The sequence below is a fragment of the Citrobacter sp. wls619 genome, from assembly GCF_005281345.1.
GTDB lineage: Bacteria > Pseudomonadota > Gammaproteobacteria > Enterobacterales > Enterobacteriaceae > Citrobacter.
Map to the genome: position 1 here is coordinate 150,446 of NZ_SZXJ01000098.1, position 12,106 is coordinate 162,551.

Annotated in this window: 9 protein-coding genes; 4 read left to right on the forward strand and 5 right to left on the reverse strand. The window is 50.5% G+C overall.

Features of this window, described 5'->3' with window-relative positions:
• Positions 1-577: 577 nt before the first annotated feature.
• Positions 578-1,516, reverse strand: coding sequence for a transcriptional regulator LrhA (gene lrhA, locus FDX19_RS20555; protein ID WP_005129482.1), 939 nt, complete (start codon positions 1,514-1,516; stop codon positions 578-580).
• A 925-nt stretch (positions 1,517-2,441) separates the two neighbouring features.
• On the opposite strand from lrhA, the gene alaA reads away from it, so the two are divergent.
• Together alaA and yfbR are read left to right on the forward strand one after the other, a co-directional pair.
• Positions 2,442-3,659: an alanine transaminase AlaA gene (gene alaA, locus FDX19_RS20560; RefSeq protein ID WP_005129483.1), complete on the forward strand. Its 1,218-nt coding sequence runs from the start codon at positions 2,442-2,444 to the stop codon at positions 3,657-3,659.
• A gap of 83 nt (positions 3,660-3,742) precedes the next feature.
• Positions 3,743-4,342, forward strand: coding sequence for a 5'-deoxynucleotidase (gene yfbR / locus FDX19_RS20565; RefSeq protein ID WP_137384161.1), 600 nt, complete (start codon positions 3,743-3,745; stop codon positions 4,340-4,342).
• Positions 4,343-4,404: 62 nt separating this feature from the next.
• Here yfbR and FDX19_RS20570 read toward each other — a convergent pair whose 3' ends face one another.
• From FDX19_RS20570 to yfbV, 4 genes are all read right to left on the reverse strand, one after another.
• On the reverse strand, positions 4,405-6,237 hold the full coding sequence (locus FDX19_RS20570) for an SLC13 family permease (protein WP_137384162.1): 1,833 nt from the start codon (positions 6,235-6,237) through the stop codon (positions 4,405-4,407).
• 77 nt (positions 6,238-6,314) lie between these two features.
• On the reverse strand, positions 6,315-6,992 hold the full coding sequence (locus tag FDX19_RS20575) for a sugar phosphatase (protein WP_137384271.1): 678 nt from the start codon (positions 6,990-6,992) through the stop codon (positions 6,315-6,317).
• Positions 6,985-7,479 carry a YfbU family protein gene (locus FDX19_RS20580; protein ID WP_003028086.1) on the reverse strand — a complete coding sequence of 165 codons (495 nt, stop codon included), beginning with the start codon at positions 7,477-7,479 and terminating at the stop codon, positions 6,985-6,987. Before FDX19_RS20580 ends, FDX19_RS20575 begins: the two co-directional genes overlap by 8 nt.
• A gap of 83 nt (positions 7,480-7,562) precedes the next feature.
• Complete coding sequence (yfbV, locus tag FDX19_RS20585) at positions 7,563-8,018, reverse strand: terminus macrodomain insulation protein YfbV (RefSeq protein ID WP_003028087.1); 456 nt, start codon at positions 8,016-8,018, stop codon at positions 7,563-7,565.
• Positions 8,019-8,357: 339 nt separating this feature from the next.
• Between yfbV and ackA the strand changes: the two genes are divergently transcribed.
• Positions 8,358-9,560: an acetate kinase gene (gene ackA, locus FDX19_RS20590; RefSeq protein WP_006683648.1), complete on the forward strand. Its 1,203-nt coding sequence runs from the start codon at positions 8,358-8,360 to the stop codon at positions 9,558-9,560.
• A gap of 196 nt (positions 9,561-9,756) precedes the next feature.
• Entirely contained in the window at positions 9,757-11,898 is a 2,142-nt protein-coding gene (pta, locus tag FDX19_RS20595) for a phosphate acetyltransferase (RefSeq protein ID WP_137384163.1), read from the forward strand.
• Positions 11,899-12,106 lie beyond the last annotated feature (208 nt).

Consider the following 12,106-nt stretch of genomic DNA (forward strand, 5'->3'; position numbering starts at 1 on the left):
GAACGCCACATCGATTCATGGGGAGGAATAAAAAAAACCTTACAATCACTGTAGAAAATCATTTATACAGCCAATTGATGGGGTTTTTTACTCCTTTCTATAACCTTTTGTCAACTTTAACAAAAGTTTCCTCACATTATTTTACACTGTTCCAACTTCATTAACATAAAGTGCTCTTTAGACTAATTCCGATCGCATCATCAGTCATTTTTAATGTTGTTGAATCGTGTCCGTTGTGAAGTAAAAAAGATAATACACGTCTATTTTGACAGGAATTCGCACAGATGCCTCCCCCTAAATGGGAGTATTTTCTTGATCTGTGACACGCTTTTGTTAATTCACCATAAAAAACAGCAACAATTTCTCTAGTTTTTTAACATGGAAATGAATAGCGCCTCGAGTGATTATTTTTTGCACTATCTGTGGGTGGCTTTTTTACCTACTGATTTTGTTAAGTTTTGGTATACAAAATGGCATCTCCGACCATTATTTGCATAAAAAAAGAGCCACTGGATGTTTTTTCATCACCAGCGACTCTTTTTTGCACTTACATTTTATAACGATTATTTATGGTACATCACTCGAAGTCGCCCTCAACAATCAGCGAATCATCTCCCCCTTCAGGGGTAAACTGGTTGTATTGCCACGGATTTTGATAGGTCTGCATCGACTTAAAGATCACCTGAGCCAGCTCATTTTGTGAGGCAGGGTCGCAGCACAGCAAGTACTCTGTTTCCGGCAACGGTGGCAATCCGTCCGCCGCGCCCAGTACGCGTAAATCCGGGCTCATCATTTCTACTGGACGGGCAGTCACGCCCAACCCCGCCTTCACCGCCGCACGCACAGCCGCTAATGTTGAAGCAACATAGGCCAGACGCCACGGGATCTGCGCAGCGTTCAGCGTTGCCAGCACCATATCGCGAAACGGACTCGGATCGTCCAGCAGCACCAGCGGCACCGGTTCACCTTTTTGTAAAATATACTCGGCCGCACAATACCAGTGCGTCGGTGAGGTACGCAGATTCAGACACTCAAAATCGCCTGGCCGGTTGGTTGTCACCACCAGATCAACGTCTTGTGACTTCAGCATATCCACCATGTAGGCGTTACGTTTCACTCTGACATCCAGCGCAAGCTTCGGATAAACCGAACTTATCCGGTTCAGCAGAAAAGGAAGGATGGTATCCGCTGACTCATCAGAAGCGCCAATAGTTAACACTCCCTGAAGATTGTTAAACATCAATGATGAGCATGCCTCATCATTAAAACGCAATATTTTTCTGGCGTAACCCAACAGCTGAATCCCATGCTCGGTCAGTAGTTTGTTACGTCCATGGCGCGCGAACAACTCTTTCCCCACTAGTTGTTCGAGGCGTTGCATTTGCTGACTCACCGCAGACTGAGTGCGACATACCGCAGCTGCCGCAGCCGCGAAGGTATTCAGATCGGCAACAGCAACGAAGGTTCTCAGCAGATCGAGGTCGAGGTTAATTATCGGACGATTTGCATTTATCATAATTTTTCACTTACTCGCGGGTCATACCGGGTTAATGCTGTGCATTCAGAAACAAACAACTCCATTTGTAATGGACCTCCCTCGCCGTTTCACCAAGTGTAACCGGGTGAAAATAAGGATGTATTTGCTTTAACAAACGAAACAATTCCTCTTCAGCGCTATTTAATACCCGTGGTACTCATCGGAATATAGCAACGAGAAAGAGTCACTTTTTAGCTATTGGATGATTCTGACTAATGGAAAACATGTAAACTTTGTAAATTTAAAAAATAGTTAACGAACACTAATTTACACATTAAAAACTAACTTTTCAGTATGTTAGAAACTCTCAACTAACATTAGAATTATCGCAAAACACAAGTTGCGTACCATTTCATGGGACTTATCTTAACCTAAAACCACTATATTTATAAGTGTTATCGCGAATTAATCGAAGCAAAAAGGTGTTAACTCAGACTAGTGGTTTTCGTATTATTAACGCGTTCAATAAATCCTGTTTAAATATTAAATAATAATTAATTAAGAATGCCACCATTCATTAATTATACTTAACAATAGATTCACACCGCGCCGTTGTCAGATCAGGCCGATAACAGTTTGTCAGGCTCAAACCTCAGTATTTTCGAATCGCGCAATACCGCAGAGACTGCCGACCGCGCACCGCTTTGCACACCCCACTATTTTCAGCCAAACAAATCACCACATCCAAGTCGCCATCGCGAAATATATAACCATAAAATACAAAATATCAAGATTATAATTCTATATTAAATTCATTATTTAGTTATTACCAGTTAATTATAACCTCGCAACTTTCGAAATCTTCTACTAAAGACCCTTCAAAACTCACCGTCGGGGGAGTACATTGTTCTGTGCTGACTTCCACGGCAGGGAGTGGCATTCACAGCTAAAAAGGTCAAGATTCATGTCCCCCATTGAAAAATCCAGCAAATTAGAAAATGTCTGTTATGACATTCGTGGCCCGGTTCTGAAGGAAGCAAAGCGCCTGGAAGAAGAAGGCAATAAAGTTCTGAAACTCAATATCGGCAACCCTGCGCCATTCGGGTTTGAAGCACCAGATGAAATTCTGGTCGATGTGATACGCAACTTGCCTACCGCACAAGGGTATTGCGATTCAAAAGGTCTTTATTCAGCCCGCAAAGCGATCATGCAGCATTACCAGGCCCGCGGGATGCGCGATGTTACCGTGGAGGACATTTATATCGGTAACGGCGTTTCTGAATTAATCGTTCAGGCGATGCAGGCGTTGCTGAACAGTGGGGACGAAATGCTGGTTCCTGCACCTGATTACCCGCTGTGGACAGCGGCAGTATCGCTCTCTGGCGGTAATGCCGTGCACTACCTGTGTGATGAATCGTCAGACTGGTTCCCGGACCTTGATGATATTCGGGCAAAAATCACCCCGCGCACGCGAGGGATCGTCATCATCAACCCAAACAACCCTACCGGTGCTGTCTACTCCAAAGAGCTGCTGATGGAGATTGTTGAGATTGCTCGCCAGAACAACCTCATTATCTTTGCTGACGAGATTTATGACAAAATTCTCTATGATGATGCCGAGCATCACTCAATTGCGGCAATGGCCCCGGATCTGCTGACGATTACCTTCAACGGCCTGTCAAAAACTTACCGTGTCGCGGGATTCCGCCAGGGCTGGATGGTACTGAACGGACCGAAGAAACATGCCAAAGGGTATATTGAAGGTCTTGAAATGCTGGCCTCCATGCGCCTGTGTGCCAACGTCCCGGCGCAACACGCCATTCAAACCGCGCTGGGTGGATACCAAAGCATCAGCGAATTTATCATGCCAGGCGGACGTTTGTATGAACAGCGCAACCGGGCCTGGGAATTACTGAATGATATTCCGGGCGTTTCCTGTGTGAAACCGCGCGGCGCGCTGTATATGTTCCCGAAAATTGATGCCAAACGCTTCAATATTCATGATGACCAGAAAATGGTACTCGATTTCCTGCTACAGGAAAAAGTCCTGCTGGTCCAGGGCACCGCATTCAACTGGCCGTGGCCGGATCACTTCCGTATCGTCACGCTACCGCGTATTGATGATATTGAAATGTCGCTGAGCAAGTTTGAGCGTTTCCTGTCCGGTTATCACCAGCTGTAATCATGCAAAGTGCTACCGGGTTTGCATCCGGTAGTACTCTCTGCGCAAAATACCGTTACTGAAGTCACAGAGTAAGGGTCGTTATGAAGCAGAGCCACTTTTTTGCCCACTTATCCCGTCTGAAGCTCATCAACCGCTGGCCGCTGATGCGTAACGTACGCACCGAAAACGTCTCCGAACATAGCCTGCAGGTCGCCATGGTCGCCCATGCGCTGGCCGCGATTAAGAACCGGAAATTTGGTGGTCAGGTTAACGCAGAGCGCATCGCGCTACTGGCGATGTACCACGACGCTTCCGAAGTACTGACCGGCGACCTCCCTACCCCGGTAAAATACTTCAACTCACAAATTGCTCAGGAATATAAAGCCATTGAGAAAATTGCCCAGCAGAAGCTGGTCGATATGGTTCCGGATGAATTACGCGATATCTTTGCGCCATTAATTGATGAGCACGCCAGCAGCGATGAAGAGAGATCGATTGTGAAGCAGGCCGATGCCCTGTGCGCCTATCTGAAATGTCTGGAAGAGCTTTCGGCCGGTAACAACGAGTTTCTGCTGGCGAAAACACGGCTGGAAAAAACGCTGGAGTCACGGCGTAGTGAAGAGATGGACTATTTTTTAGCGGTCTTTGTCCCAAGCTTCCATCTGTCGCTGGATGAAATCAGTCAGGATTCACCGCTGTAAGTTTGTGGCGACGTTATGTAGGCCGGATAAGGCGGCAGCCGCCATCCGGCGCATAATAAAAATCAAAACGGGAACAGCATCGGGATCATCACCACACACACCGCCATCACGATCACCGTAAATGGCACACCAATTTTCACGAAGTCACTAAAGCTATAGTTACCCGGCCCCAATACCAGCGTGTTGACGGGTGATGAGACTGGCGTCATAAAGGCTGCAGATGCCGCCATCGCAATGACCATCGCAAAAGGATACGGCGAAACGCCCATCGACTTCGCCGCCGCCAGCGCAATCGGCGCCATCAGCACCGCTGTTGCGGTATTCGAGATAAATAAGCCAATGGTCGCACACAGGACAAACAGACAACCCAGCATCATATACGGGCCATAGCCCCCACCGACGTCCATGAGTCCTTTTACCACCAGATCGACACCGCCGGTTTTTTGTAAAGCCAGCGCGAAGGGCATCATCCCGACGATCAAGATAATGCTTGGCCAGTGGATCGCCTTATAGGCGCTCTCTGCATCAATACATCGGAATTTCCCCATCAGCAGACAGGCGATAATCGCAGCAACCGTATTAGGGATTTCATCGGTGAGCATTAACGCGACCATCAGCACCAGACAGAAAATCGCGTGCGGTGCCTGGCTGTGTGCCGGAGACGCTTCACTGACTTCGACCGGCATGTTTAACACCACAAAGTCGCGGCCCTTTTTCCCAAGCGCGGTGATAAGTTTCCAGTTACCCACGACCAGAATAATATCCCCCATCAGCAACGGTTCATCCACTACCGCACCGTCCATCGCTGTACCATCACGCTTCACCCCGACGACGTTCAGGCCGTAACGCGTACGAAACGCGATTTCCCGTACCGTTTTACCGATTAATTCTGATTCCGGGATCAACGAAATCTCAGCCATCCCCACATCGAGCGCCTGTTCGGAAAAATACTCGCCGCGCAACACCATCGGCTCCAGCAATTGTTCGCTGCAGAATTCGCGCAGATCGACATCAGCGGCGGACATATCAATGAGCAAAACGTCGCGGGCACGGAACTCAGAAACCCCATTAACGTCCACAATCACGCGCCGAAAGCGACGCCAGCGCTCAACACCAATCACGTTCGCCCCGTAGCGCTCACGCAGCTTCAGGTCGTCAAGACGCTGGCCAATCATCGGCGAGCCGGGACGAATAGCCAGGCGGCGGGCGCGCCCCGTCAGACGATACTCTTTGATAAGATCGCGAAAGGTGCGGCGTTTCCAGCCATCCCCCTGCTGCCCGGAGTCCTCACCCTTGAGCATAAAACGCATCAGCAGCATGTAAATAATGCCGAGCACCAGAACAACCAGCCCCAACGGAGTCACGCTGAAAAAACTGAAGCCGTTAAGTCCTTCTCGCAGTAACTCACTGTTGACGACCAGGTTCGGTGGTGTCGCCACCAGCGTCATCATGCCGCTGATAAGCCCCGCGAAGCTAAGCGGCATCATCAGGCGTGAGGGAGAGGTTTGCATGCGCATAGATACGCTTAAAACAACAGGAATAAAAATCGCGACTACGCCGGTGGAACTCATAAAGGCACCGAGCCCGGCGACGGTGATCATCAGCAAAACCAGCATTTTGACTTCACTACTGCCGGCCACCTTCACCAGCCAGGCCCCCATCACGGTAGCCACCCCGGTACGCACCAGGCCGTCACCAATGATAAATAAGGCCGCAATCAAAATAACGTTCGGATCGCTGAAACCCGAAAAAGCCTCTGAGATGCTCAGTGTTCCACTCAGAACAAAGGCAATGATGACCAACAGAGCAACGGCATCCATACGCACTCTGCCAGTAGCAAACAAAACGACGGCAATCGCCAACAATGAGAGAACCCATATCAATTCACCGTTCACAACATATCCTTGTTAAATGAGAGGGATGGATTGAGTTTGCCATAAAAAAGCCCCAACAGTCTGGGGCTAAATCACGATCAGGTATTTCTTACCACGACCACATTTCCGTTGGGTTGCTTGGTCACGGAAATCTGTTCCAGACTGGTCAACGAAAAGTCGACCTCATCCAGACGCGGCGTGTCTGACGGCGCGTTGACCGCGATCACATGACATCCGGCAGCCAGGCCAGAGAGAACCCCAGCGGGCGCATCTTCAACCACGGTACACTCCTGCGGTGCCAGACCTAGCAGTTGAGCGCCTAACAGATATGCATCGGGCTCGGGTTTGCCCCTTTTTACCCGCTCAGCAGTGACAAACACTTCAGGCGCGGGAAGACCAGCAACACGATGGCGTGCCCGCGCAACGGGCATGGACCCCGAGGTCACAATCGCCCAAGGAATACCCGCTTTATTCAAGTGATGGAGTAACTCAATCGCCCCTGGTAGCGCGGTGATTCCATCCGTTTCAGTCGCTTCAATATGCTCCAGACGGGTGAATTCCGCCGCGATCTCCGCGTCAGACTTGCCAGGCATAAAGTGCCGCAAGGAGGTAATTGCCTGCTTGCCGTGAATAAAACCGAGCACCTCGTCATGATTGAGACCAAAACGATCGGCCCAGTTACACCACGCACGTTCTACTGCGGGTAAGGAATCGACCAGCGTCCCATCCAGATCAAACAAAAAGCCTTTGCACTGCACGCTCGCCCCCTCAGGCATTAATGATTTGGTTAATTTCATTCGCGCTCAGGTGATACTGACGCGGGCAGGAGTGCCAGACATTCAGCATGCGCTGATATTTTTCCCACATTGGGGTCTGAGCGTTGAAGCCATGTGTACCGGCATCAAAATGGGTATAACGGCCTTCCACGTTCACCATAAAACGAACGTACCCGAGGAAACGGGCTTCCGTTGCGGCATCAAAACCGAGGAAGGTCACGCGACGCTCATCAATAGCCTGTGCATCCTTAAGATTAGTCCAGGACACATGTAATGCGTGATACATCTCCATAATATCGATAATCGTACGACAGGTTTCTTCCGTCAGTTCACCAAACTCACGATCCAGCTCGCGCATCTGCAAGCCGTAACCGCGTTCAATAATCGTCTGCAAACGACGATAACGCTCGGCGTTGGTCGGATCGAGCATGGTCATCATTTTGTACTGGTTCGACAAAATAAGACGTTGAGCGTTGGTCATTTCCATTTGGGACTCCTGTATCACTACTACTGCGATGAAAAAAAAGAAGGCAACTTGTGCCTTCTTTTATATGCGTAATCAGGGGTCAATTACAAATCATCGAGGAAAGTTTTATCCAGTTGTTTGAAGGCGCGCTTAAGCGTGTCAGCCAGCGCCTGGTAATCCGGCTTCCCTTCAACCGGCGATAACGCCTGTCCGGCTTCTTGTAATTTTCCCCGAACTTCGTAGAACCAGTTGAGAATCGAAGGCGGCAGTGGCGTAACGGAACGTTTACCCAACCACCACATGCCCTGCATTGGCAGGCTTAGCGCAAACAGCGCCGTTGCCACAGCCGGTCCCAACTGACCACCTAACGCAATTTGCCAACATAACGTGAAGACGGCGATAGGTGGCATAAAGCGAATCGCATAGCGCGTCATGCGGATCACGCGATTCTCAACAAACACAGGCGCCAGGCGCTTTTCCATTGGCCACGTCTTTGCGTAGTGCTGTCCCCGGCGAAACAAGCTAAAAAAATTGACGGAGCGATTATCCGGTGTCGACATGGCGGTTACCTCAACTTCACATATAAAAATTAAAAAATTTGTGCAAAACAACAACTACAAAGGACATCGTTCAAAACATTTTGTCTTTGATACCCACATTCAGGTATCCTGTGCCGGCCTGTAAGGCCTTTAGTCCAAAATCATTGAGTCGTCAAATTAGCATACAGTATGCCATTGGCTGAAAAATACGCAAAATGGCATAGACTCAAAGGTATTTATTCCATCGTGCCCAAAAAGACCCTGGCGCATGATGTTAATCATAAACGTCGGTGTCATCATGCGCTACGCTCTATGACTCCCTGACGTTTTTTTAGCCACGTATCATAAATAGGTACTTCCATGTCGAGTAAGTTAGTACTGGTTCTGAACTGCGGTAGCTCCTCACTGAAATTTGCCATCATCGATGCAGTAAACGGTGAAGAATACCTCTCTGGTTTAGCCGAATGTTTCCATCTCCCAGAAGCACGTATCAAGTGGAAAATGGACGGCGGTAAACAAGAAGCGGCTTTAGGTGCAGGCGCCGCTCACAGTGAAGCGCTGAACTTTATCGTTAACACTATTCTGGCACAAAAACCAGAATTGTCCGCGCAATTGACTGCAATTGGTCACCGTATCGTACACGGCGGCGAGAAGTATACCAGCTCCGTGGTTATTGACGATTCCGTTATCCAGGGCATCAAAGATTCCGCCTCTTTCGCACCGCTGCACAACCCGGCTCACCTGATCGGTATCGCAGAAGCGCTGAAATCCTTCCCAAGCCTGAAAGACAAAAACGTGGCTGTGTTCGACACCGCGTTCCATCAGACTATGCCGGAAGAATCTTACCTCTACGCTCTGCCGTACAGCCTGTACAAAGAGCATGGCGTTCGTCGTTACGGCGCGCACGGTACCAGCCACTTCTTCGTGACTCAGGAAGCGGCAAAAATGCTGAACAAACCGGTTGATGAACTGAACATCATCACTTGCCACCTGGGCAACGGCGGTTCTGTTTCTGCAATCCGTAATGGTAAATGTGTTGATACCTCCATGGGTCTGACCCCGCTGGAAGGTCTGGTGATGGGTACGCGTTCCGGTGACATCGACCCGGCGATTATCTTCCACCTGCATGACACCCTGGGCATGAGCGTTGACCAGATCAACAAAATGCTGACCAAAGAGTCTGGCCTGCTGGGTCTAACCGAAGTCACCAGCGATTGCCGTTATGTTGAAGACAACTACACCACCAAAGAAGACGCTAAACGTGCAATGGACGTTTACTGCCACCGTCTGGCGAAATACATCGGTTCCTACACCGCGCTGATGGATGGCCGTCTGGATGCAGTTGTCTTCACCGGTGGCATTGGTGAAAACGCAGCGATGGTTCGTGAACTGTCTCTGGGCAAACTGGGCGTTCTGGGCTTCGAAGTTGACCACGAACGTAACCTGGCCGCACGTTTCGGCAAATCTGGTTTCATCAACAAAGAAGGTACCCGTCCTGCGGTGGTTATCCCAACCAACGAAGAACTGGTTATCGCGCAAGACGCGAGCCGTCTGACTGCCTGATTTAACACCGCCAGCTACACCCTAAATAATTCGAGTTGCAGGAAGGCGGCGACGCAGCAAATCCCCAGGAGCGTACATTAGTACGTGACTGGGGTGAGCGAGGAAGCCAACGCACATGCAACTTGAAGTATGACGGGAAGCTGGTGGTGCCGTTTTGTAACCCGCCTAAATTGGCGGTAACGAAAGAGGATAAACCGTGTCCCGTATTATTATGCTGATCCCTACCGGAACCAGCGTCGGCCTGACCAGCGTCAGCCTTGGCGTGATCCGTGCTATGGAACGCAAAGGCGTTCGTCTGAGCGTCTTTAAGCCAATCGCTCAACCTCGTGCCGGTGGCGATGCGCCAGACCAGACCACCAGCATCGTGCGTGCTAACTCTTCTCTGCCAGCCGCTGAGCCGCTGAAGATGAGCCACGTTGAATCTCTGCTGTCCAGCAATCAAAAAGATGTGCTGATGGAAGAGATTATCGCGAACTATCACGCGAACACCAAAGATGCTGAAGTTGTGCTGGTTGAAGGCCTGGTCCCAACCCGTAAACATCAGTTCGCCCAGTCTCTGAACTACGAAATCGCGAAAACGCTGAACGCGGAAATCGTCTTCGTCATGTCTCAGGGCACCGATACTCCGGAACAGCTGAACGAGCGTATTGAACTGACTCGCAGCAGCTTCGGCGGCGCGAAAAATACCAATATCACCGGCGTTATCGTTAACAAACTGAACGCACCGGTTGATGAGCAGGGCCGTACCCGCCCGGATCTGTCCGAGATTTTCGACGACTCTTCCAAAGCGAAAGTGATCAAAGTTGATCCGGCTAAACTGCAAGAATCCAGCCCGCTGCCAGTACTGGGCGCAGTGCCGTGGAGCTTCGATCTGATCGCTACTCGTGCTATCGATATGGCGCGTCACCTGAACGCTACTATCGTTAACGAAGGCGATATCAATACCCGCCGCGTGAAGTCTGTAACGTTCTGCGCACGCAGCATCCCGCACATGCTGGAACACTTCCGCGCAGGTTCCCTGCTGGTAACTTCCGCCGATCGTCCTGACGTGCTGGTTGCAGCATGCCTGGCGGCAATGAACGGCGTAGAAATCGGCGCCCTGCTGCTGACCGGCGGCTACGAAATGGACGCGCGCATCAACAAACTGTGCGAACGTGCATTCGAAACTGGCCTGCCGGTATTCATGGTGAACACCAACACCTGGCAGACCTCTCTGAGCCTGCAGAGCTTCAACCTGGAAGTGCCGGTTGACGATCACGAGCGCATCGAGAAAGTTCAGGAATACGTTGCAAACTACATCAACGCTGACTGGATTGAATCTCTGACCGCGACCTCTGAGCGCAGCCGTCGTCTGTCTCCGCCAGCGTTCCGCTATCAGCTGACTGAACTGGCGCGTAAAGCCGGTAAACGTGTTGTTCTGCCAGAAGGTGACGAACCGCGTACCGTTAAAGCAGCGGCTATCTGTGCTGAACGCGGTATCGCAACCTGCGTACTGCTGGGTAACCCGGATGAGATCACCCGTGTTGCCGCGTCTCAGGGCGTTGAGCTGGGTGCTGGCGTAGAAATCGTTGACCCGGATGTGGTTCGCGAAAGCTATGTTGCTCGCCTGGTCGAACTGCGTAAAAACAAAGGTATGACCGAAACCGTTGCCCGCGAACAGCTGGAAGACAACGTGGTTCTCGGTACTCTGATGCTGGAACAAGACGATGTTGACGGTCTGGTTTCCGGTGCAGTTCACACCACGGCAAACACCATTCGCCCACCGCTGCAGCTGATTAAAACTGCGCCGGGTAGCTCTCTGGTGTCTTCTGTGTTCTTCATGCTGCTGCCGGATCAGGTTTATGTTTACGGCGACTGCGCGATCAACCCAGATCCGACCGCAGAACAGCTGGCAGAAATCGCGATTCAGTCCGCTGATTCCGCGATTGCCTTCGGCATCGAACCACGCGTTGCAATGCTCTCCTACTCCACCGGTACCTCTGGTGCAGGTAGCGACGTAGAGAAAGTACGTGAAGCTACGCGTCTGGCGCAGGAAAAACGTCCTGACCTGATGATCGACGGTCCGCTGCAGTACGATGCGGCTGTTATGGCTGATGTAGCAAAATCCAAAGCGCCGAACTCTCCGGTTGCAGGTCGCGCTACCGTGTTCATCTTCCCGGATCTGAACACCGGTAACACCACCTACAAAGCGGTACAACGTTCTGCTGACCTGATCTCCATCGGGCCGATGCTGCAGGGTATGCGTAAGCCGGTGAACGACCTGTCTCGTGGCGCGCTGGTAGACGATATCGTCTACACCATCGCTCTGACCGCGATCCAGTCTTCCCAGCAGCAGTAATCTGCTGTGTACGCCGGATGGTGACCTAAACGCGTCCGTTGCGTTCTACATAGCGTGATTCTTGAAACCGGAAATAGCTGATATTTCCGGTTTTTTTATGCCTGTCCCGTTCATTAACAAATTCTGAAACATTTGCTTAGATGCGCTGCATCAATGAATAACTATTCTCCTGTTTGCATACTTAGCCTCTTTGCTTTGCAACAGGGAT

What these genes read in the sequence shown, in the direction of transcription:
- lrhA (WP_005129482.1), bottom strand. Translation starts at nt 1,516, where the DNA reads ATGATAAATGCAAATCGTCCGATAATTAACCTCGACCTCGATCTGCTG.
- alaA (WP_005129483.1), top strand. Translation starts at nt 2,442, where the DNA reads ATGTCCCCCATTGAAAAATCCAGCAAATTAGAAAATGTCTGTTATGAC.
- yfbR (WP_137384161.1), top strand. Translation starts at nt 3,743, where the DNA reads ATGAAGCAGAGCCACTTTTTTGCCCACTTATCCCGTCTGAAGCTCATC.
- FDX19_RS20575 (WP_137384271.1), bottom strand. Translation starts at nt 6,992, where the DNA reads ATGCCTGAGGGGGCGAGCGTGCAGTGCAAAGGCTTTTTGTTTGATCTG.
- FDX19_RS20580 (WP_003028086.1), bottom strand. Translation starts at nt 7,479, where the DNA reads ATGGAAATGACCAACGCTCAACGTCTTATTTTGTCGAACCAGTACAAA.
- yfbV (WP_003028087.1), bottom strand. Translation starts at nt 8,018, where the DNA reads ATGTCGACACCGGATAATCGCTCCGTCAATTTTTTTAGCTTGTTTCGC.
- ackA (WP_006683648.1), top strand. Translation starts at nt 8,358, where the DNA reads ATGTCGAGTAAGTTAGTACTGGTTCTGAACTGCGGTAGCTCCTCACTG.